Raw genomic sequence first — 23,571 nt, 5'->3', positions numbered from 1 at the left:
ACAATTAGTCGTTAATTTTTCTTCTTTAAAACATGGTATATTTATCTTAAAGGAGACAGAAAATGAACATAAAAGAAATAAAGATAAACGCACAACTTCTTTGTAATAAATCAATAGAAAAAGAATTTTTTTTTAATTATCTAAACAATGGAATAAGGGAAATAACAAATAAAAAAAATCTAGACAAATATAATACAAACATTTTTAAACACTTTAAATATAACATTACAAACCATATAAGAAATTATTATGATTTACAAAGAAAAAACCATCATTGTCATTTTAATGAAAAAATAACATCTATGCACCAAGTGTTAAAGATCAACGAAAAATATTACGAAAGCTTAAGCATTTATATAGCTTTAAAAGAAAGAGAAAAATATTATGGGAAAAAAGATAATATCACAAAAGAATTAAAATATATGTATAAAAAAGCATTAAAAAAATAACCGGATTATCCGGTTATTTTATAAATTCATAATTTGAAGTGCAACGTTAAAATAAATTAAAATAGAACAAGTGTCAACAAGAGTCGTAATTAATGGTGAAGCCATAATAGCAGGGTCAAGTTTTAATTTCTTTGCACATATAGGAAGAACACACCCCATTAATTTTGCCATAATAATGGTTGCAACAAGTGTTATTCCAAGCACTAAAGCCAATACGGAATCATGATAAAAAATCATTATTCTTATTCCGTTTACTACAGCAAGAGCAACACCTACCAAAAGACCTATTTCTCCTTCTTTTAACATAGCTTTAAATATATCTTTAGGTTCTATTTCATCCAAAGCAAGCCCACGGATTATCATTGTAGAACTTTGAGAACCGCAGTTTCCTCCTGTTCCTGTAATCATTGGAATAAAAGCTACAAGTAAAGGAACAGTTGCAAAAGCAGCCTCATAGTGAGTTATAACAGCTTGAGTCATTGTTGCTGATAACATCAAAAATAAAAGCCACATTATCCTGTTTTTTGCATGTTTAAATGCAGAAGTCTTAAAATAACTTTCTTCACTTGGCATCATAGCTGCCATTTTTTCAAAGTCTTCGGTATTTTCTTCTCTGATTACGTCGATAGCATCATCAACCGTGATAATACCGATAAGCCTGTCTTCTTTATCAACAACAGGAATTGCAAGTAAGTCATACTTATCAAACATTTTAACTACATCTTCTTGGTCTGCAAGAGTATGAGTATAGATTATGTTCGTTTCCATTATATCTTCAATATATTTATCCATATCGGATAATAAAATATCTTTTGTGGAAACCAAACCAATTAGTTTTTTTGTATTATCTGTTACATAACAGGTATATATCGTTTCCTTATCTACCCCTGTTGCTTTTATTTTATTTAAAGCATCTAAAACAGTCATATCTTTTTTTAAAGACACAAACTCAGTTGTCATAATGCTTCCGGCACTATCTTCAGGATATTTAAGTATCTCATTAATCATTTTTCTTGTAGCAATATCTGTATGTTTAAGTACTCTCTTTGCTACGTTTGCAGGCATTTCTTCAACCAAATCCGCAGTATCGTCCACAAATAATAAGTCTAATACTTCTTTAAGTTCTTCGTCACTAAATGCTTTTATAAGATATTCTTGATTATCATTATCCAATTCAACAAAAGTATCCGCAGCTGTTTCTTTTGGTAATAATCTAAAAACAAGCAATACATCTTCTGTGGATATTTCATCAAAAAGAGAAGCTATATCGGCTGGATTCAATGTTTCCAATAATTTTTTTAACTCAAAAAAATTTCTTTGTTTAAGTAATTCTAATATTTTCTCTTCCATATAACTCTCCTTTAAATTTTTAGTATATGCATTGCTATATTAAAATATATTATCAAAGAACATGCATCAACTATGGTTGTAATAAGCGGAGATGCCATAACAGCAGGGTCTAAATGAACCTGTTTTGCTATCATTGGCAGAATACCGCCTAAAAGTTTCGACATAAATACAGTACACATTAAAGTTAGTCCAAGAACCAATGCCAAAACAAAACTATGATATGTAATAATTATTCTTATTCCATTTACAACACTTAAGACAATACCGACCATTAAAGATATTTCACTTTCCTTTAATATTACTTTTAAAATATCTCTTGGTCTTATTTCATCTAAAGACATACCTCTTATTATCATTGTAGCGCTTTGAGAACCACAATTTCCGCCTGTATCACTTATCATAGGAATAAACGCAGCAAGAAGAGGTATAGTTGCAAAAGCGGCTTCATAATGGGTTATTATAGTTTGAGTAAAAGTTGCAGATAGCATCAAAAATAATAGCCATCCAAATCTCTTTTTTGCATGTGTAAAGACAGAAGTTTTAAAATAAGTATCTTCATTTGGAGCCATAGCAGCCATTTTTTGAAAGTCTTCTGTATCTTCCTGTACGATTACATCAATAGCATCATCAACTGTTACAATACCTATAAGTCTTCTTTCATTATCAACTACCGGAACTGCCAAAAAGTCATATTTATCGAATACTTTTACAACTTCTTCTCTATCATCCACGGTATTTACATATATTATATTTGTTTCCATTATATCTTCTATTTTTTCTTCCATGTCGGATAGAAGTAAATCTTTAGTGGAAACAATACCTATAAGCTTTTTTGTATTATCTGTTACATAACAAGTATATATAGTCTCCTTATCAACACCGGTCGCCTTAATCTTTAAAAAAGCTTCATAAACATCCATATCTTTTCTAAGAGAAACAAACTCAGTTGTCATAATGCTTCCGGCACTATCTTCAGGATATTTTAAAATCTCATTAACTAATTTTCTTGTATCGGATTTAGTATGTTTTAAAATTCTTTTTGCAACATTTGCCGGCATTTCTTCTATAATATCTACAGTATCGTCAACAAACATTAAATCTAAAACTTCTTTTAATTCTTCATCCGTAAAACTTCTTATTAAATATTCTTTTTTTTCATTATCAAGTTCAACAAAAACATCACTTGCCGTATCTTTTGGTAAAACACGAAAAATAAGCGGTATATCCTCTAAAGATATTTCATCAAAAAGAAGAGCAATATCCGCAAAATTCATGTCTTTTATCGTATTTTTTATACTTCTAAAATCACGATTTTCTAAATACGCTAAAATTAATTCTCCTTTGTTCATTTTGTAAAAATTGGATACAAAACATCAAACGAGAGCTTATAATGTTGGTAGAAAATGAACGCACAAAAAAAGCAGTACATTTAATACCGATTTCATACGCCCCCCGGATTCAATGCCAATACTACTTCCTGCATCCATTTTCTTCACCACCTTTTCGTTTTCTTAATTATTTCATTATATTCTTTAAAAATTTTTTTGTCAATAAATATTCTCTTACATATTTTTATATCTTTAAAATTTAATATTAATTTTATAAAAAATTTAATTTAAAATTACATAAAATTTATTTTTATACAAAATTAAAAAGGACCTTTAAAGGTCCTTTAAAGTTTAAATAGATGATATATCATTTATAATTAAATAATTTAATTAATAGATACCTTGAGCAATCATAGCTTCTACAACTTTTTCAAATCCTGCAATGTTTGCACCTGCTACTAAATCATAGCCAAGTCCATATTTTTCACTTGCATTTTTACTGTTTTCATGAATGCTTTGCATAATAGATTTTAATTTTGCATCTACTTCTTCTGCACTCCATGAATATCTCATTGAGTTTTGAGCCATTTCTAAAGCTGATACTGCAACACCACCGGCATTTGCTGCTTTTGCAGGTCCTAAAATTACGTCATTTTCTTTAAAATATTCCATTGCTTCTGGAGTAGTTGGCATGTTTGCACCTTCAACAACAAGTTTTACTCCGTTTGCTTTTAATTGTTTAGCTTCTTCAATACCGATTTCATTTTGAGTTGCACATGGGATAGCTATATCACCTTTAAGTCCCCATGGTTTTTCTTTTGCATGGAATTCAGCACCAAATTTTTCAGCATAATCTTTTAATTTAACATCGTTACGTTCTCTGATTTGAAGTAAGAAATCAATTTTTTCATCTGTATTGATTCCGTCTTTATCATATACATATCCATCTCTACCTGAAATAGAAACAACTTTTGCTCCTAATTCTTTAGCTTTTTTACATACACCCCAAGCAACGTTACCATAACCACTTACGATTAAAGTTTTTCCTTCAAAAGAATCATTTAAAACTTTTAATACTTCTTCAGCATAGTACATTGCACCATAACCTGTTGCTTCAGGTCTGATTAAACTTCCGCCATAAGGAATTCCTTTACCTGTAAGCACTCCGTTTTCAAAAGCGCCTCTGATTCTTCTGTATTGTCCGTATAAGTATCCGATTTCTCTTCCGCCTACACCAATATCCCCTGCAGGAACGTCAACATCTGGTCCGATATGACGATATAATTCACTCATGAAACTTTGACAAAATCTCATAATTTCAGCATCTGATTTTCCTTGAGGATCAAAATCAGAACCACCTTTACCACCACCTATAGGAAGTGTTGTAAGTGAGTTTTTGAATACTTGTTCAAAACCTAAGAATTTAATTACACTTAAGTTAACACTTGGATGGAATCTTAAACCACCTTTGTAAGGTCCGATAGCACCATTAAATTGTACTCTAAAACCTCTATTTACTTGTACTTTACCATTATCATCAACCCATGGAACCTTAAACATAATTGCTCTTTCAGGTTCTGTCATTCTTTCAAGAATACCCATATCTTCATATTCAGGATGAGCTTCAATAACAGGTCTTAAACTTTCAAGTACCTCCATAACAGCTTGATTAAATTCCGGTTCGTTTGGATTTTTAGCTTTTACTTGTTCTAAAACTTTATTAATATAATCCATTTTGTTCCTCCAAATTAAATATTTTATATATTAAGGCAAATTAAGACATAAAATATTTAATTATTATTAGATATTTTATGTTTTAACACCTTTAGCTTTAAAATGTCTGAAATTTCAAAACTTTCACATATTATAATACAATTTTTTTATATATACAAGTATTATTTTATCTATATTAAAATTTTTTCAATTATTTTTTTGTAAAATTTTCAAAGAAAAACAGAAGCCTTAAAACTTCTGTTTTCTTATTTAAATATTAAAATAATCTTTGGAAAAATCCTTTTATATTATCAAAGAATTTATCTACTTTAGCAGAGAATGAATCAGGATCGAAAGATAATGTATCTGTACTGTTCATATCAAATAAAGTATTTAAGCCTTGTTCACTTCTTGAATAAGCAACTAACGCATATAAACTTTGATCAGTCGTTTGAATATCCGCCTTACCTGTATATCCTATAAAACCATTTGTATTGCTATCTTGCATAGAAAGAAGGCCGTCTACTAATGTTTTACCGTCTTTTTGATAACTGTTAACATCTTCTCCCATTTGTGTTAATGCAACAATTGCTTGAGCTGTTGTACAAGCATTATCCATTCCATAAGAACTAATTGCTCCGCTTGCGCTTTGTGAAGATTTTATTGTTTCAATACAAGCTGTTTTTGCATTTTGAATTTGTGTTTTTAAATTATCATCACTTACATTACATAAACTTAAAGCTTGATTTGCCATAAATGTTGTATCTAAATCCGTTCCATATGTTTTATCTGTACTAAAATAGAAAAGATTTGTTTTTTCATCTTTATAAGAAAGTAAAGCAGATACCAAATCATCTTGTGTAATATCGCATGTGCTTGGAATATCATAGTCATTACAATTTAGGGCAATAAGAGCATATATTGCATTTGAAGCAAATGTACCTTCAAAACTTGCTTTATCTGCAAGCATTTTTTCAAGTAAATTTACCCCTTCAAATTCTTTGCTGCAATCAACACCAAGAGATGTAAGAGTTATTATCACTCTTGCGTAATCTGACGGATATTGAAGAGATGAAATATTGCTTTTTACATTAGAAATATACTTATTTGTATATTCTTCTTTGTTTGCCATTTCTACATCACCTCTTTGAAGTGCAAAGATAAACCAATCTCCTTCGTTATTGTTTCCTGTTGATGGATTTTCAAGAGTTGAAAGTCTAAAAGTTGCTGCAGAATTTATGGCATTTAATGCTTTTTGTGAAGTTGTTAAAGTTTCTTGTGCATTAGATGCAAAAGCAGGCATACTAAAAGATAGAACCATCAATAAAGAAAGTAGTGCAAAAATAATTCTTTTTCTTAATTGTTTCATATTTTTCCTCCTCTAATTTTAAATAAAAATAAGCCTTTTTTCAGGCTTAGAGCAGTAAAAAATACCATATAATTTTTTACCATACTCTATTTCCTGTGTAGAGTTTATAGGTCTTATTAAATAGGTCTTCTGACTTAAGTTTCAACGTAAATACCGCCTTCCCTTTAAGTGGCATATTGATATTTACTACACTAATACAGCAGCACAGACTGTGCAGGATTCCAACCTGCTTCCCTTAACATTTAATAAGTTATATAAACAAAAAACTTTATTCTATCTATGATATATGATACCATATTTTTCTTTTATTCTATCAATTTTTTCAAAAAAAGGTCTTTGTATAAACCATAAAAACACACTTGTTGATAAAGCATGAATAAAGTCAAAAGGAAGTGATAATAGGTATACCGCCTTAAAACTTTCAAAGTTAATTTTAGAAGTATATAAAACAAGTGAATGAAAATTCACAACACCTCCATAAACTAAAAATGTTAAAATAAAACCTATTATACAAACTAAAATTCTATTGTTTTTTATCCTTTCAGACTTAAAAATTATTCCGCTTAAAAAACCAACCATACCAAAAGCAAACATCTGCCATATTGTATAACTTCCTTGTCCAAAAAAGAAATTTGAAACAAAGGCAGAAACAACGCCAATAAAAAATCCTGCTTCACTCCCAAGAGTAGCCGCTGAAACAATTATAATTGCTGAAGTGACTTTTATTTGAGGAACAAAGAAAAATACAATTCTCCCAAGTACTGCAATTGCAGACATGCTTGATATTAATACAATTTCCCTCACTCTTATCTTTTTATTTTCAAAAATATACACAAAAGGTAAAAAGGAAACAAAAATTATCATAAAACTTGGTAAAAGGTAATTTGAATTGTTACTTTGAGATATAAAAATAATTATAGGAACCAATATAAAAAGTACAACAAAGGAAATTATAAAAGATTTATACTGTTTTGTTTTCATCTATAAAAACCTCATGTAAATTTATTATATTTTTTAAATTATCCTTTGTAATTCTATTTATATCGGTAGTATAAAAATAACTTTCCCCAAAAACCTCTCTGGTTTCTTTAAAAGGCATAATATCCATATCAAACATAATAGAGCAGTACGGAATATATTTTCCAATAAACTCTAAATCATGGCTTATTATAACTATCGTAATACCTTTTTCATTAAGCTTATTAAGAAACCCACCAAGCTTTTGTTTATATATTACATCCATTCCCTTTGTTGGTTCATCTAAAATGATTATATCCGGATTAACCAAAAGCACCTTAATAAGAGCCATTAGTTCAATCTCTCCTCCGGATAAATCATAAGGATGAGATTCGATTAATGAAGAAACATCAAACTCATCTACAAGCTCCATATAATTTTCATCAATATCATATAAATCATCTTTTACTTTTGATTTAATAAAAAGACTTACGGGATTTTGCGGAAGCATCGCTATTTTTCCATTTTTAATAATTTTCCCTTTATTTGGCTTCAAAGAACCAATAAGCAAATTTAAAAATGTACTTTTACCAACACCATTTGGACCTATAATAGATAAAAAATCCCCTTTATATATTTTTAAAGATACATCTTTTAAAATATTTCTTTCAAGTTTACTATATTTAAAAGAAACGTTTTTAACTTCAATTATGCTTTCTTTGCTTCTATGTTTTATTTTTCCAATCTTTTCTTTTAAATTAATATTTGATTTTATTAAATTCTTCTTTGCTTCATTTACCGTTAAAATATTATTTTTATTTAAAATCTCATGTCCAAATTTTGTAACAGCTGGAAGAAATTCATAATATTGCTTTTTATTTTCTATTATTTCATCAGTTAAGGATAGCTTATCTGAGTTAAATACGAATCTTCCATTATCAATAAGTACACATTTATCCACATTTTCAATAATACCTTCAAAGGAGTGTTCCGTTATAATAATTGTCGTACCGTAGTCTTCATTTATTCTCTTCAAAAGCCTTATAAACTCATCTCTCATTACAGGGTCAAGTTGAGAAGTAGGTTCATCTAAAAGAAGAACATCTGGAAAAGTAAGCATACTAACAGCTAAATTTAATTTTTGTTTTTCTCCTCCGGAAAGAGACGAAGTATCTTTATCAAGCCAAGATGACATAGAAAAGAAACTTGTTATCTCTGCCATTCTGCTGTGCATTTTTGCATTATCATATCCTAAGTTTTCAAGTGTAAAAGCCAGTTCATGCCATACTTTATCGGTTACAATTTGTGCATCAATATTCTGCATTACATACCCTATTTTTTCACATCTTTCCTTTAAAGAAATATTCTCACTTTCAATTCCCTTATAATATATTTTTCCTTTTTTCTCTCCGTAAGGAGCAAGGCTTATGCTTAAATGTTTTAATAAAGTAGACTTTCCGCTTCCTGATTTACCAAACAGCAAAACAAAATCCCCCTTATCAATGTTAAAAGAGATATTTTTTAAAACATTCTTTTTATGTGGATAAGAAAAACTAAGATTATCTATTTTGATAAATTCCAAACCAAAGCCTCCTTTATTTCAATTATCATAGGAACCATTGCAAAAATAAAATAACTTACAAAATATAAAGCATTATGTATAGATAATTCCGTAAAAATAAAATCAGGGAAAAAGTTAATATAAAACTGTCCTCTAATAATTCCAATTGTTACAATCAAAAAAAGTATTATCATCAATGTAAAAAATACTTTATCATCACTTGTAAATTTTTCCCTTTTATAATTACTTTTATTTTTTAGTCCATATCCCCTTGCAATCATCGTATCTGCAGTATCAATTCCATCCTCAAGGGCAAAAGTAACAAGAGAAGACATCATATTTGAACCATGTCTTATTCTGTCAAAGAAATTACCATCATTAAGCCCTTCATTTAAACACTGTTGAGACACCTTAATTTTATTAAATTCGTTTTTGTATCTTGGAACAAATCTTAAAGTCATTACAAAAATTAAAGATAACTTTCTTGAAACAAACTTTAAGACAGACATTATTTTATCCCCTGTCATAATTTTGTTAAAAGATGAAAAATACAAAAACATATTTATTATCATCATTCCGGCAAATATTCCATATAAAATTGATTCTTTTGTTATCATTTGATTATTTATATAAAAAAGTATCGTAGTGCCTTGATGATTAACCAAAGGATTTACAAGAATGATAAATAATAAAAGAGGAAATAAAACAAACAAATCAAATTTTAAGCTTTTCATTCCGTTTAAATAAAGGCTATAGGTTAATGAAGAAACAAAAGAAATAAATAAAATAACAGGGTGCATAAAAAACATATTTATAACCATTACACCTATAAAATATAGAATATTTACATATGAGCTATAACTTACAAACATCCCCCTGTTATTCATATTTTACCTTCCTTTAATATATTTCCAAACGACCTCATCACCACTTTTTAGAATATAATCAGAACAACCATAATTAGGCTGCTTTCCATTTACATAATAAACCCAACCTGAAGATGCCCCAAGGTCAAATTCATATAGATTATTTATTCCCTTTACATATGCCGTAGAATACTCACTATACCCACTCGCATCAAAAGGAATTCCTGCTTTTTTTAACTCTCTGAAAAGAACTTCATAGAGATTTTCTCCTTCATAAAAAACAACCTTTTTAGGTCCAAATATATATCCGTTTGATGGAATATACTTTCTTTTTTCTTCTTTTATTAAATCAATATTTTCTACTGCTTCCTTACATTCAATAGTTAAATTAAAGTAATATTCTTTCTTATTTTGATTATTTTCTTCTTCGCCTTTTTTTTCTGTTGCAGCAATAAGTTTTGTCTTTTCTTCATCTGAAGAAGTTTTTATTTCAAGTTTATCATTTTTTAATTTTGAAATAGTATCATCATCTACTCCACTTGCCAAAACATAAACGTAAGAAGTATTGGATACATCAAAAGATACTTCATTTTTATTTGTAACTGTATCGCTCAAATAATAAATATTACCTTCTCTTATTTCAAATAAAGAATAATTGCCTTCTTTTAAATTATAAAATACTAACTTAGGAGTTCCGTTTAATTTTATATTTTCACTGTATTCAAATGATACAATATTTTCACATCCCAAAGTTTCTTTTAAATTATTATTGTATTCATCAAAACTTTTTAAATTTAAGTCACTGTTTTCATATCCTGTAATATCACTGCTTTCATATTCATAACAGTAAGAAGTATCCCCTATTGCTCCATTTATTTGAAGCGTTTTTTCTTTGCTTTTTGCTTCCTTTAATAAACTTACAATATTCGGATTATCACTTAAATTACATTTTATTTCTCCAAAGGAAATATCCATTGTAAAAAGCTTAAATACAACAAATAATACTAAAATACATATGGGTATAATGTATGGTAAATTCTTTTTAAAATTTCTTTTTTTCATATTTTCTCCGTCACTTTAAATTAATTTAATTATACCTGTGTTTTTATACCTTGTAAAGTTTTAATATATCTTAGACAAATCCATCTTTTATGATAAAATATAAAAGATAAGGAGTGAATTATATGCAAATAAAAAATGTATTTATAATAGGTGCAGGTGCTTTAGGGTTAATGTATGCATCATATTTACAAGATTATCTTAAAGATGAAGTATATTTTATCGCTGATGAAGACAGGGTAAAAAAATATAAGAATATGGATTATATTATTAATGGAGAAAAATATAATTTTAACTTTGTATGTGATAAAGAAAATGAGCAAAAAGCGGATCTTATAATATTCGCAGTTAAATTTACCGGAATGGATGAAGCTATAAAATCCGTTAAAAATTTTGTTAAAGATGATACCATTTTCTTATCTGTAATGAATGGAATAGAAAGTGAAAATATTATAAAAGAACATTACGGAGAAAAACATCTTTTATACTGCGAAGTACACGGAATGGATGCTCAAAAAGAAAATAACAATGTTTCTTTTTCAAAAGTTGGAACAATATGCTATGGAAACAAAGACAATATAATAACAGAAGATGTAAAAAAAGTAGAGGAACTGTTTATAAATTCAAATCTTCCATACGAAATACCTGATAACATTTTACATAACCTTTGGAGCAAACTTATGTTAAACGATGCTGTAAACCAAGTAGTTGCAGTATATGAAACAACATACGGAGGAATTCAAAAACAAGGCAAACCAAGAGAAATGGTTATAAATGTTATGAAAGAAGTTCAAAAGGTCGCAAAAGCGGAAGGAATAGAACTTACAGATATAGAAATAAATGATTGGATGGCTTTAATGGATACATTAAGCCCAGACAATGCACCATCCCTTCGTCAAGATACAAAAGCAAAAAGAAAAACAGAAGTCGAGCTTTTTGCTGGAACTATAAAAAAATTAGGTAAAAAACATAATATAGAAACACCTCTTAACGACTATCTATATGACAAAATAAAAGAAATAGAAAATAGCTATTAAAATATAAGCCCTTACACCAGGGCTTTTTTTATTTAATTATTCACATATTTTTAAATCCTTTAATACTATATAGTATAAACAAAGGAGGAGTAAAAATGAATTGCCACAACGACAGATTAATTATCGATTGTCTTCTTGCCTGTATCATATTTATTTTACTTATTTTAGTTTTCCCTAAATGGATTTGGTATGCATTAATAATTGCAGGTGTAATTTATTGTTTTTTCCATATGTTCAAAGATAATTTTCATAATATAGGAAGGTAATAAAAAAAGATAGTTAAAAACTATCTTTATTTATCGTATATTAAATTAAACTTACGCTCTTTCTACTTTACCTGAACGTAAACATCTTGTACAAACTTGTACATTTTTTGTTGTATTATCTTCTACGATTCTTACTTTTTTTAAGTTAGGTTTCCAAGTTCTTTTTGTATGAATGTTTGAGTGACTTACTTGGTTACCGCTTGTAATCTTTTTACCGCATACATAACATTCTTTAGGCATAATATATTCCTCCTATATCTAAAACATAATTTCTTACTTATTCACAGTACATAGTATTATAACAAAGATTTTAACTAAATGCAAACCTATTTGTATATTTTTTAAACATTTTTATATATTTTTTTATTTTTTCCCTTATTTATCCCTTGCAATAATACTAAGAAGCTCTCCTTCTTCAAATATAACTTCTGCATTATTACTTGTTACTTTATTGCTTACTCCTAAAGGATCATATTTTTTCATAAGATATTTATCTAAAGGATAATAAAATCCATTTAAAGTTAAAGTAACAGGTTTGTCAAATGCAAAAAATGATGCTGTACTTCCAACCATTTCTTTTATACTAAAACTTTTATTATGTAAACTAATCTTATTTTGTTCGTTTATTAAAGTACATTTTATATTTTTATCAAGGGCTCTTTTTAATAATAAGACATTAGCATATGTATGATCAAATCTAGAACCAACCGATGCATATATTTTAATTTCTTTTGCTCCATTATCCATAGCATAATCAAGAGCAACAGCCGTATCGGTATCATCTTTTTCAACAGGTAGTTTTAAAATTTTATCTTTATATTTTTCTTTTAAATTAATATCTATGCTGTCGAGATCCCCTATTAAGACATCTGCTTTTATTCCTATTTTACTAAGATGATTTGCACCTTTATCTATTGCAACTATATAATCAGGTGCAAACTTATCTATTTCATTTTTCAAAAAATTATAATCGCTGACTTCTCCGCCGCTGACCATTAAAAATTTCATTAATATTTATTTTCCTTTGATTTAATTTCTTCAAAAATTTGTTTATATGTATTATATCTTGTAATATTGATTTTTCCATCTTTAACTGCATCCTTAACGCCACACACAGGTTCGTTTATATGAACACAATTAGGAAATTTACAATCTATATATTCAATAAACTCATTATAATAATGATATAAATCTTCCTTTTTTACATCAAAAACTTCAAGAGATGAAAATCCGGGAGTATCCGCAACAAATGTATTTTCATTTTCCATGAAAAGTTCACTATGTCTTGTTGTATGTCTCCCTCTTTTTATTTTCCTGCTGACATGTGATGTTTCAAGTTTATAATTATCATATAAGGAATTAATCATAGAAGATTTACCTGCTCCCGATACTCCCATAAAAACAGTAGTTTTATTTTTAAGTATCGGTTTAATTTCCTCTATGCCTTCCTTTGTAATATTACTTGTAAATATTAAATTAAAACCTGAATTTTTATATATATTTTTTATTTCTTCTATTTCTTCTTTTGTACAAAGATCACATTTATTAAAACAAATATATATTTCAACATTTTCGTTATAAGCATTAATAAGCATTTTATCCAATAAAAAAAAACTTATGTCAGGCTGCTTTAATGCACACACAATAACAATATTATCTACATTTGAAATACTTGGTCTAATAAGTTCGTTTCTTCTTTTTTCTATTTTTTCAATGCTTCCGTCCTCGGTATTCATGGCAGAAAATAAAACTTCATCTCCAACAACCGGAGTTATTTTTTGTTTTCTAAATACCCCTCTGGCTTTAAGTGTATATTCCTTATTATCGTTATAAGAGTAGACAGTATAAAAACTGCCTACTCCTTTTAAAATTTTTCCTTTTAGCATATTAGAAAGTAACTATTCCTCCATTACCTTTTTCGCTTCCGTTAATATATACTTTAAAATATCCAACTCCATATCCTTTAAAAGTTACCCTTATAATATCAGTATCTTTTACTGTTCCGCTGTAAGCTGTTGATGTATTTCCATCTGGATCTACATAAACAATATCAACCTTAACTTTTTTACCTGTACTATTACAGAATTCACCGATATCTATTGCCATTGTTTTAGTTTGAATTAAACCTTTACTTACAACAAGATCAACACTTGAACCTTTTGTTACTTCTTCATATTGACTTGGTGAAGAACTGATTACTACATCTTTTCCATATTTTTCACTTGTATCATATTCTATATCCCCAACAACTAAACCAAGAGATGTGATTTTACTTTTAGCTTCACTTAAAGATAAACCACTTAAATCTTCCATTGTAACTTTACTTACACCTTTACTAACATAAATAGTAACGGTTTCGCCTTGCTTTATGCTTTCTTTTGCAGCTGGTTCTTGTTTATAAACTTCACCTTTTTCAACATCATCATTATATTTACTTACAACTTTGACTTCAAGTTCAAGGGCCGTAATGGCAGCTTCGGCTTCTTCTTGCTGCATACCTACAACATTAGGAATTTCAACATCTTTTGGTCCACTTGAAACTACAATAGTAACTTTTTGATAAGATTTTATTACAGTATTTGCGGTAGGAGACTGAGAAATAACCATACCTGCTTCAACTTCCGTAGAACTTTGCATCTTTGGAGTATCTACTTTTAACCCTGCCTTTTCAAGAGTTGCAATAGCTTCAGCCTGTGTCATATTTACAACACTCGGAACTGTAATTTCCTTTGCAAAAATTCTTGTTCCTGCAAATACTATACCAGCAATAAGCATAACAGCTAAAACTCCTGTAAGAATTTTCATTTTTAAAGGAAGTTTTTTAAACCAATTTGCTTTTCCTTCTTTATCCTTTTTCTTTTTCTTATCTTTTTTATCTTTTTCTACTTCATCTTCTCTTAATTTATCATAGTCATCAGTATTTTCAAGAGGAACCCTTTTAGGAACTTGCTCTATTTCTTCATCTCTGATAATAGGAATTCTCTCTGTAGGTGATGTATCATCCATTCCTATTCTGTTTATATGAGCATTAAAATCACTTCTTACTTTTTTCAAATCTTCTATTAAACTTGCAGCATCTTGATATCTGTCATTTGGAGATTTGGCAGTAAGATTTTGAATAATAACTTCAAGACCTTTTGGAGCTTCGGGATCTATATCTCTAAGAGGTACTATATCTTCTTGTATTTGCATTAAAGCAACAGCAACAGGAGAATCAGAATCGAAAGGCAATTTACCTGTTACCATTTCATATAATAAAATTCCAAGAGAATACAAATCTGATCTTGCATCAAGATATCCTCCCCTTGCCTGTTCAGGAGAAAGATAATGAACACTTCCCATTGTTTCATCTACCATTGTCATTGTTGATGATGTTATGGCACGTGCTATACCAAAATCAGCAACTTTTGGAAGTCTTTTTGCTCTGGTTAGTAATATATTTTGAGGTTTTACATCTCTGTGAATAATGTTATTTTTATGTGCCTGACTAAGTGCAGATGCAATAGCCAATGCATAATTGATACTTTCTCTATAGCTAAGTTTTCCTTTTGCGTTAATATAATCTTTTAAAGTTCCGCCATCAACATATTCCATAACAATATAATAAATATTGTTATCAATACCCGTATCGTAAATATTTACGATATGAGGATGAGATAATTTTCCTGCAGCTTGGGCTTCTCTTTTAAATTTATTAAGGAATTGTTCATTATCCGTAAACTCCTCTTGAAGAACCTTTATGGCTACATCTCTGTTTAAAACTTTATCAAAACCTAAGTAAACCTTAGCCATTCCCCCTTGTCCGACAAATTGAACTATTTCATATCTGTCGTTTAAAACTCTTCCTATCATCATTATTCTAATCCTCCGTCAAACAATACTACAGTTATATTGTCACTTCCGCCGTTTTCATTTGCTTTATCCACAAGTAAATGTTTTGCTGTATCCAAATCATTACTATTTACTATTTCTTTTATTTCTTCATTTTCAACATGTTCGCTTAGACCATCGGAACAAATAAGAATAATATCACCTTTTTTTAACTTTTCAACATAAGTATCAATAAAGAACTCTTCTTGTGTACCAAGAGCATTTGTAATTATGTTCCTGTTTGGATGATGCTCTGCTTCTTCTTTTGTAATTTCTCCGCTTGCAACCATATGTGAAACCAAAGAATGATCAACCGTAATTTGTTTTATTTCATCTTTATTTATTTTATAGCATCTTGAATCGCCAATATGAACTATAAAACATTCTCCCTCATGATATATACACAAAGTAAGAGTAGTCCCCATACCTGCTGCTTCTTTGTTTTCATTAGCAAAATCCAAGATTCTTTTATTTGCATATTCAATAATGCCTTTTACTTCCTTTTTCATTTCTTCATAAAATTTATTAGAAATATTAAAATACTCTCTTAAAATATCCATACAAAGAGCACTTGCAAGTTCTCCGGCATTATGTCCTCCAAGACCATCAGCAACGCCAAATGCAATAATTTCTTTTTCTTTATTTTCAAGCATTAAAAAACTGTCTTGATTAATTTCTCTAAGCATACCAACATCACTGGTTCCAACTAATTTCATCTTTATACCTCTTTATTTAAATATCTGCTTCTAAGCTGTCCACAAGCAGCATTTATACTGCTTCCTAGTCTTCTTCTAAGCGTAACGTTTATTCCCTTTTTTCTAAGTTTATTTACAAATATATGAATATATTTGTCATTTACCGTTTCTTTGGAATTATCATTTACCCCTATTACATTTATAAGTCCATCAGTATCTTTAAATAATTCATAAAGTCTATTGATACACTCTATTGTATCATTTTTTCCCTCTATTAAGCAATATTCATATGTTATTCTTCTTCCGGTTTTAAATCTATAATAAAAAGTTGCCTGTAAAACATCATCGATATTATTTGCTTTTTCCACAGGCATCATACTTTCTCTCATTTCATGAAAAGGAGCATGAAGAGATAAAGCAAGATTAATATCTAATCCGCTATCTGCCAAAAGATAAATCTTATCTTTTAAACCACAAGTAGATAAAGTAATACTTCTTTTTGACATATTTAGTGTATCTTTATCCATTACAAGTTTTAAAAAACCAATAACCTCATCATAATTATCGAGAGGTTCTCCGCTTCCCATCAAAACAATATTTGATACCTTTATATCTTCAATCTCGTTTACAAGATAAATTTCATTTAAAATCTCACCTTTTGTAAGATTCCTAAGTAATCCGCATTTACCTGACTCACAAAAAACACATCCCATCCTGCAACCTGCCTGAGTAGAAACACAAAGAGTCGAGCCTGCCTCATAAGTTAAAAGTACACTTTCAATTAAAATATCATCTTCGGTTTTTAATAAAAATTTTGTTGTATTACTTCCCTTTTCAACAAATTTCTTTTCAAGTTGTAAATGAGAAATATAATATTTACTTTTTAACTTATCTCTTAAACTTAAGGATAAATTTGTCATTTCATCGATATTTTTCACATAAGAAGAATAAAGCCATTTAAAAATTTGCTTTGCTCTAAATTTAGGTTCCTTAAATTCATCTATGACTATTTTTTCCAAATCTTCTAACGTTAGTCCAAATAAATTCTTCATCATATCCCCATTAAATTCTTTTTATTTTTGAAATAAAGAAACTATCTGTATTATTTTTATCTCCTTGTACGTTTAATATTCCTTTTTTTGCCATTTCTTTATCATATTCAAATTCAAAAGGCAGATTTATGGAATCTAAAACCAAGTTTTCATTTTCAGATAAAACTTTGTTTAATATATCTTCATTTTCTTCTTTATTTATAGTACAAGTCGAATAAACCAAAATTCCGTCTTTTTTTAAATATTTTACCGCATTTGATAAAATTGAATATTGTATATTTTTTAATTCATCTATTTTTTCATTTGAATAATATTTTAGAATTTCCGGCTTTCTTCTAATTACTCCAAGCCCAGAACAAGGCACGTCACAAATTATTCTATCAAAGCTATCAACATACTCTTCACAGAAATTTGTTCCGTCTTGTTTTCTTACTTTTATTATATCTATACCAAGCTGTTTTGCTCTAAAATCCATTATTTCAAGTTTCTTTTTATATATGTCACAAGATATAATACTTCCTTTATTGTTCATTTTTTCTGCTGTATGCATACTTTTACCGCCAGGAGCAGAACACATATCAAGAACACTCATACCTTCTTTTGCATCTAATGCATATGAAACAAGCATTCCTGCACTATCTTGAATAGAAAAAAGTCCTTTTCTATACTCTTCTGTTAACGTAACATTAAGAGAAGATGTAATTTCAACCCCTTCAGGAACAAAAGTTTTTCTTGTTTCAAAACCTTTTATATTAAATCTTTCAATAAGTTCATCTCTTGTTGTTTTTAAATTATTTACTCTAAGAGATAGACTTGGAGGTAACATAGAAAATTTTGCATACGAAAGAAGTTCTTCTTTACTATATGACAATAAGAGCTTCTCAACCAAAGCTCTTTTAAATCCATATTCATAATTCATTATATCATAATAATCACTAAAAGTTATTTCTTTTAATTCATATTTTTTTCTTAAAGCATTTCTTAAAATCCCGTTTACAAAGCCGGAAGCTTTTTTACCTACGAACATTTTAACTAAATTAACACTATCATTTACAAGGGCATATTCTGGAATTTTATCAAGGTATACTATTTGATATAAACCTATATAAATACTTATCTTAACTCTTTCATCAAGTTCATTTACGGGCATTTTTGAAAACTTTGACAAAATATATTCAAGTTTATTAAATTTTTTTATTACACCATGAACTATATTTGTGCAAAGTCTTCTGTCAGCTTCAATATTTATTGCTCTTAAATGTTTTGTTAGAGAAATATTGCTAAATGCACCGGTTAAAAATACTTCATTTAATACTTTATACGCACTCACTCTTGAAGGTGAGATTTTAATGTTCTTCGCCATAAATTTATTTCCTTTATTTTATTTTTATCTGTTGTCACCAAAAATTAAAACTAATCTAAGAAGTTGTAAAACTGCAGATAAAGCAGCAGCAACATAAGTAAGAGCAGCAGCACTTAAAACTTTTTTTGCAGCCTTAGCTTCTCCACCAAATACCATTCCGGTTTGAGATAATATTTTTACAGCTCTGTTACTTGCATCAAATTCAACCGGTAATGTAATTAGTTGGAATACAACAGTTGCTGCAAATAAAACTATACCCAATGGAACAAGGAATGAGAATGAACTAAGCACTATTCCAAGTAAAATAAATACCCATGAAGCATATGAAGCTATATTAACAACAGGGAATATAGCATTTCTCATGCTTAAAGGCGCATACTCTTGTTGATGTTGAATTGCATGACCACATTCGTGAGCAGCAACACTTATTGCCGATATTGTAGCCACATCATAAACACTTTCAGACAGTCTTAAAACCTTCTTACCAGGATCATAATGGTCAGTTAAATTTCCTGAAACTCTTTCAATTGGAATATAACTTAAACCATTCATATCAAGGATTCTTCTTGCACAGTCATATCCTGTAAGCCCACTGCTATTACGAACTTTTGAATACTTGCTAAAAGTTGAATTTACTTTTATACTTGCATAAAGTGAAAGAATAATAGCAGGAATTAAAATTATAAAATATCCTCCATAATAATAACTAAAAAACATATATTTATCTCCTTTTTATTTTATTCAAAAATTTTGCCTATGATATCCCTGTTGCCGTTATAAAAGCTTGCCGCGTCCATTTTCTTTTTACCTTGCATTTTAAGCTCTTTTATACCGACAATACCATCTTTGGCAGCAACCAAAATCGCTTTATCTTTTTTACTATATGAAAGAATTGTACCACATTTTTCGTTTATTTCCTCTTTTTTAATGATACTTTCATATATTTTAATGTTTTTCTCATCTAAGTTTACATATGAAAGAGGGAAAGGATTCAATCCTCTTATCATATTATATATATCTTCTACATTATTATCAAAATTTATGTGACAATCTTCTTTTAAAATTTTATTTGCATAACTAGATTTACTGTCATCTTGTTTTTCAGGATTAATTTCGCCTTTTTCTATTTTATCTAAAGCTTCAACTATAAGTTCACTTCCGAGCAAAGCAACTTTATCATGTAAAATTCCTACATTCATTTTATTATCAATTTCTATTTCACCTTTTAAAAGCATATCTCCTGTATCAAGACCTTCATCCATTTGCATAATTGTAACACCTGTTACTTTATCCCCTTGCATAATTGCTCTATGGAGAGGAGCAGCTCCTCTCAAATGAGGAAGCAATGATGCATGAATATTTATTGCTCCATATTTTGCTAGTGTAAGTATATTTTTCTTTACAATTTGTCCATAAGCACAAACAACAATAACATCAGGATTAAATGATTTTATATATTCATAATTTTCTTCATCACTTACTCTTTGAGGTTGAAATACTTCTATATTGTTATCAATAGCACATTGTTTAACAGGAGAAAATATAACCTTGTTTCCTCTTCTTGAATTTTTCTTATCAGGCTGTGTAACTGTAAGTAAAACTTCATGATTACTTTCAATAAGTTTTTCCAAAGGTTTAACAGCAACCTCTGGAGTTCCCATATATACTACTCTCATTATTCTTCGTCCTCTTGCTCAATTTTTCTTTGTCTTATAATTTCTTTCATTTGTTCTTCACTTGGTTCAACAAGATGATCTGTATATAATATTCCATCTAAATGCTCAAGTTCATGACAAATTGCTTTAGAGAAAAATCTTTCTTTGCTTTCAATAATTTGTTCTTTTCCATCTCTATCTAAAGCTTTAACGGTAACTTCTTCTGGTCTAAATACAAAACCTTGTTCTCCCGGAACACTTAGACATCCTTCAATTTCAAGGTATTCTTTTTCGCTTTTATCTATAATTTCAGGATTTATAAGTACAACAGGACCTTCTCCAATATCTATAACTACAACTCTTCTAAGAACTCCCACTTGAACGGCAGCAAGACCAACACCTTCTGCATCATACATTGTTTCAAGCATATCATCTATAAGTTCAAGAGTTCTTGGAGTAATTTTTTTTACTTCTTTACTTTTCTTTCTTAAAATTTCATCTTCTTTTGTTCTTATTGTTCTAAGTGCCATATATTCCTCCTATAACAAAGCAACAGGATTTATCTCAGCAAATATTGTTGAAGATATTTCCTTATTTACTTCACTAAAAATTTTTCTAATATCTTTTTTTATTTCATCATCTACATTATACCTTAAAAGTATATGCATAATATATTTATTTTTTAATTTATGTATAAAAGCTTCCATAGGCTGATAAAGCTTTACGTCTTCTCTTTGTTTTTCTTTTAAAAGTTCTTTTATTTTATTATATACGAAATTTATATCTTCATTACTTTTTGCTTCCGACTCATTTGCAATAAATATTCCCAGAATTTCAGAAAAAGGAGGGTAATTCATCTTTTTTCTATAATCAATATCATATGCATAGAATTTTTTATAATCGTGCATTGAAGAATATACCAATGTTTTATTCTTAGGAGAATAAGTCTGCATTACTACGCTTCCCTCTTTACTTGCTCTTCCTGCTCTTCCTGAGGCTTGAGTGCAAAGCTGAAATGTCCTTTGAGGTGAATTTATATCAGGGAAATTAAGTGCAGTATCTGCAAGAAGTATACCAACCAAAGTCACATTTGCAAAATCATGACCTTTAACAACCATTTGCGTTCCTATCAATATATCTGCCTTATTATTTCTAAAATCAGAAAGTATTTTTTCCATGCTTCCTGCTTTTCTGGTTGTATCAAAATCCATTCTTAAAATTTTTACATCCGGGAACATAGTTCTTACATGAGACTCTATTTTCTGCGTTCCTGTCCCCGCTCTTTTTATTTTATCACTTCCACATTCAGGGCAAATATTTGGAGAACTTTTTTCATATCCACAATAATGACATTTTAAAGAATTTGTATTTGCATGATAGGTAAGTGACACATCACAGTTTGGACACTGTTCTATGTATCCGCATTTTCTACAAAATACATATGTAGAAAATCCACGTCTATTCATAAAAAGAATACTTTGTTCTCCTTTTTTCAATCTTAATTCTATTTCTTTTTTCAACAAACGGCTGATTGGAGATCTATTTCCGTTTCTCATTTCATCAGTCATATCTACAATATGAACTTTAGGAAAATCTTTTCCGTTAGCTCTTTTCTTCATCTCAAGAAGTCTATATTCTCCTCTAAAAGCCTTATAGTAACTTTCTATGCTTGGAGTAGCACTTCCAAGAACAAGTTTTGCACCTGTTTTATCAGAAATAAAATTTGCAAGATCTATTGTATCGTATCTTGGAGTGTGAGATGACTTATAAGTATTTTCATGTTCTTCATCGATAACCATAAGTCCAAGATCTTTAAAAGGCATAAACAACGCACTTCTTGCCCCTAAAACAATTTTTGCTTTCCCGCTTCGTACCCTGTCCCACTCTTTAATTCTTTTTGACATGGAAAGTTTTGAATGCATAATTGCAACTTCACCATTAAATCTATAATATATATTTCTCATCATTTGAGGAGTAAGAGCAATTTCAGGAACAAGAAATAAACACTGTTTCCCTTTATTTATCTGATCTTTAAACATTTTTATATATACTTCAGTCTTACCGCTTCCAGTAACTCCATGAAGAAGAAATTTATTTGTATTTTTTTCATTAAAATATGAATCTAATACTCCTTGTTGTTCTTCATTTAAAATAACATCTTTATGTTCTTCTTTTAGACTTAAATCAAATTCATCATCTTTATCTATAAAATAAGTCCTAACTAATTCCATTTCAGATAATTTTGTTATAATGCTTCTGTTTGCACCTGTAAGCTTAGTTAACTTCTCATAATAAAGCTCTCCTTTTTCAAGAGCTTTTATTACACTAATTTGCTTTATGGCGTTTGCTCTTATTTTTTTCAAATAATCTTCAATATTTTCATATTTTCCGCTTAAAGAAACAACTTCTTGTCTCTTTTCTTCTTGAATATAATATGATACTTGTTTTGAAATAATATCCTTTTTAACCAAATATGATATTTCTTCTTTTAATTCACTTTTGGATAAATTAAGTTTTGACTTTAAATAATCGAAACTTGCAAGGGAGTTTCTCTTTTTTATTAGCTCTATAATTAACCCATATTTTTCATCTATTTGTTTATCATTTTCAATTAAGGAATAAGTTTCTTTTCTTTTAACTTGTTCCAAAGACGGAAGAACACATCTTAATGCATCAATATAGGTACAAAAATAATTGTCCCTCATATATTTAATCAAATCAATTAAATACTGATGAACAATTACTTCTTCATCCAAAACTTCTACTATGTCTTTTATTTTGTTTTCTTCATATTCACTATTTTCATTTATACCTATAACCAAAGCAGGAATTAAATTCTTACCTCTACCAAAATAGACAAGAACCCTCTTGCCTATTTCAATATCTTTTATTAAATTATCTGGTATTTTATAATCGTATATTTTATCTCCTACCACACCTAAGGTATCAATCAAAACATTTGCTATCATAAGTTAGTCCTG

General features: G+C 28.9%; 22 protein-coding genes and 1 riboswitch. Of the genes, 3 read left to right on the top strand and 19 right to left on the bottom strand.

Annotated elements, in window-relative coordinates; genetic code table 11:
* Positions 1 to 62: 62 nt before the first annotated feature.
* Entirely contained in the window at positions 63 to 449 is a 387-nt protein-coding gene (locus FGQ49_RS05575; protein WP_138268886.1) for a hypothetical protein, read from the top strand.
* Positions 450 to 467: 18 nt separating this feature from the next.
* Here the strand turns inward: FGQ49_RS05575 and mgtE (FGQ49_RS05570) are convergent, their stop codons facing one another.
* The 8 genes from mgtE (FGQ49_RS05570) to FGQ49_RS05535 all read right to left on the bottom strand — a co-directional run bounded on the left by mgtE (FGQ49_RS05570) (position 468) and on the right by FGQ49_RS05535 (position 10,655).
* The gene (gene mgtE / locus FGQ49_RS05570; RefSeq protein ID WP_138268885.1) at positions 468 to 1,799 is read right to left on the bottom strand and encodes a magnesium transporter; all 1,332 of its coding nucleotides are present in this window, start codon (positions 1,797 to 1,799) and stop codon (positions 468 to 470) included.
* 11 nt (positions 1,800 to 1,810) lie between these two features.
* A complete protein-coding gene (mgtE, locus tag FGQ49_RS05565) occupies positions 1,811 to 3,148 on the bottom strand; it encodes a magnesium transporter (RefSeq protein ID WP_138268884.1) in 1,338 nt (445 codons plus the stop codon).
* A gap of 369 nt (positions 3,149 to 3,517) precedes the next feature.
* Positions 3,518 to 4,861, bottom strand: coding sequence for an NADP-specific glutamate dehydrogenase (gene gdhA / locus FGQ49_RS05560; protein ID WP_138268883.1), 1,344 nt, complete (start codon positions 4,859 to 4,861; stop codon positions 3,518 to 3,520).
* A gap of 256 nt (positions 4,862 to 5,117) precedes the next feature.
* Complete coding sequence (locus tag FGQ49_RS05555; protein ID WP_138268882.1) at positions 5,118 to 6,209, bottom strand: hypothetical protein; 1,092 nt, start codon at positions 6,207 to 6,209, stop codon at positions 5,118 to 5,120.
* Positions 6,210 to 6,311: 102 nt separating this feature from the next.
* A riboswitch (cobalamin riboswitch) is annotated at positions 6,312 to 6,470 on the bottom strand.
* 12 nt (positions 6,471 to 6,482) lie between these two features.
* A complete protein-coding gene (locus FGQ49_RS05550) occupies positions 6,483 to 7,013 on the bottom strand; it encodes an ECF transporter S component (protein ID WP_171020604.1) in 531 nt (176 codons plus the stop codon).
* Between the two features lie 157 nt (positions 7,014 to 7,170).
* Positions 7,171 to 8,748, bottom strand: coding sequence for an ABC transporter ATP-binding protein (locus FGQ49_RS05545; protein ID WP_138268880.1), 1,578 nt, complete (start codon positions 8,746 to 8,748; stop codon positions 7,171 to 7,173).
* Positions 8,730 to 9,614, bottom strand: coding sequence for an energy-coupling factor transporter transmembrane component T (locus tag FGQ49_RS05540; RefSeq protein ID WP_138268879.1), 885 nt, complete (start codon positions 9,612 to 9,614; stop codon positions 8,730 to 8,732). Before FGQ49_RS05540 ends, FGQ49_RS05545 begins: the two co-directional genes overlap by 19 nt.
* Positions 9,615 to 9,617: 3 nt before the next feature.
* On the bottom strand, positions 9,618 to 10,655 hold the full coding sequence (locus FGQ49_RS05535) for a DUF4430 domain-containing protein (RefSeq protein ID WP_138268878.1): 1,038 nt from the start codon (positions 10,653 to 10,655) through the stop codon (positions 9,618 to 9,620).
* Between the two features lie 122 nt (positions 10,656 to 10,777).
* On the opposite strand from FGQ49_RS05535, the gene FGQ49_RS05530 reads away from it, so the two are divergent.
* Both FGQ49_RS05530 and FGQ49_RS10345 read left to right on the top strand, forming a co-directional pair.
* Positions 10,778 to 11,689, top strand: a complete 912-nt coding sequence (locus FGQ49_RS05530; protein ID WP_138268877.1) for a ketopantoate reductase family protein — start codon at positions 10,778 to 10,780, stop codon at positions 11,687 to 11,689.
* Positions 11,690 to 11,784: 95 nt separating this feature from the next.
* Positions 11,785 to 11,955, top strand: coding sequence for a hypothetical protein (locus tag FGQ49_RS10345; protein WP_171020603.1), 171 nt, complete (start codon positions 11,785 to 11,787; stop codon positions 11,953 to 11,955).
* Between the two features lie 51 nt (positions 11,956 to 12,006).
* On the opposite strand, the gene rpmB is transcribed toward FGQ49_RS10345, so the two are convergent.
* The 11 genes from rpmB to priA all read right to left on the bottom strand — a co-directional run bounded on the left by rpmB (position 12,007) and on the right by priA (position 23,559).
* Positions 12,007 to 12,195 (bottom strand): 50S ribosomal protein L28, encoded by a 189-nt coding sequence (gene rpmB, locus FGQ49_RS05525; RefSeq protein WP_138268876.1) that lies wholly within the window; start codon positions 12,193 to 12,195, stop codon positions 12,007 to 12,009.
* Positions 12,196 to 12,330: 135 nt separating this feature from the next.
* The gene (locus FGQ49_RS05520) at positions 12,331 to 12,963 is read right to left on the bottom strand and encodes a thiamine diphosphokinase (protein ID WP_138268875.1); all 633 of its coding nucleotides are present in this window, start codon (positions 12,961 to 12,963) and stop codon (positions 12,331 to 12,333) included.
* Entirely contained in the window at positions 12,963 to 13,841 is an 879-nt protein-coding gene (gene rsgA / locus FGQ49_RS05515; RefSeq protein ID WP_138268874.1) for a ribosome small subunit-dependent GTPase A, read from the bottom strand. The genes FGQ49_RS05520 and rsgA overlap by 1 nt, the downstream gene beginning before the upstream one ends.
* A 1-nt stretch (position 13,842) precedes the next feature.
* Complete coding sequence (pknB, locus tag FGQ49_RS05510) at positions 13,843 to 15,810, bottom strand: Stk1 family PASTA domain-containing Ser/Thr kinase (protein WP_138268873.1); 1,968 nt, start codon at positions 15,808 to 15,810, stop codon at positions 13,843 to 13,845.
* The gene (locus tag FGQ49_RS05505) at positions 15,810 to 16,541 is read right to left on the bottom strand and encodes a Stp1/IreP family PP2C-type Ser/Thr phosphatase (RefSeq protein ID WP_138268872.1); all 732 of its coding nucleotides are present in this window, start codon (positions 16,539 to 16,541) and stop codon (positions 15,810 to 15,812) included. The genes pknB and FGQ49_RS05505 overlap by 1 nt, the downstream gene beginning before the upstream one ends.
* A 2-nt stretch (positions 16,542 to 16,543) precedes the next feature.
* Positions 16,544 to 17,572 (bottom strand): 23S rRNA (adenine(2503)-C(2))-methyltransferase RlmN, encoded by a 1,029-nt coding sequence (gene rlmN, locus FGQ49_RS05500; protein ID WP_171020602.1) that lies wholly within the window; start codon positions 17,570 to 17,572, stop codon positions 16,544 to 16,546.
* Between the two features lie 10 nt (positions 17,573 to 17,582).
* Positions 17,583 to 18,935, bottom strand: coding sequence for a 16S rRNA (cytosine(967)-C(5))-methyltransferase RsmB (gene rsmB, locus FGQ49_RS05495; RefSeq protein ID WP_138268870.1), 1,353 nt, complete (start codon positions 18,933 to 18,935; stop codon positions 17,583 to 17,585).
* 24 nt (positions 18,936 to 18,959) lie between these two features.
* Positions 18,960 to 19,652: a zinc metallopeptidase gene (locus FGQ49_RS05490; protein ID WP_138268869.1), complete on the bottom strand. Its 693-nt coding sequence runs from the start codon at positions 19,650 to 19,652 to the stop codon at positions 18,960 to 18,962.
* Positions 19,653 to 19,672: 20 nt separating this feature from the next.
* Positions 19,673 to 20,611 carry a methionyl-tRNA formyltransferase gene (gene fmt / locus FGQ49_RS05485; protein ID WP_138268868.1) on the bottom strand — a complete coding sequence of 313 codons (939 nt, stop codon included), beginning with the start codon at positions 20,609 to 20,611 and terminating at the stop codon, positions 19,673 to 19,675.
* Positions 20,611 to 21,120, bottom strand: coding sequence for a peptide deformylase (gene def / locus FGQ49_RS05480; protein ID WP_138268867.1), 510 nt, complete (start codon positions 21,118 to 21,120; stop codon positions 20,611 to 20,613). The genes fmt and def overlap by 1 nt, the downstream gene beginning before the upstream one ends.
* 9 nt (positions 21,121 to 21,129) lie before the next feature.
* Complete coding sequence (gene priA, locus FGQ49_RS05475; RefSeq protein ID WP_138268866.1) at positions 21,130 to 23,559, bottom strand: replication restart helicase PriA; 2,430 nt, start codon at positions 23,557 to 23,559, stop codon at positions 21,130 to 21,132.
* Positions 23,560 to 23,571 lie beyond the last annotated feature (12 nt).

The sequence above is a fragment of the Anaerofustis stercorihominis genome (assembly GCF_005844425.1).
GTDB lineage: Bacteria > Bacillota > Clostridia > Eubacteriales > Anaerofustaceae > Anaerofustis > Anaerofustis butyriciformans.
The sequence above is the reverse complement of the archived record's forward strand: the minus strand, read 5'-3'. Positions and strand labels throughout refer to the sequence as shown.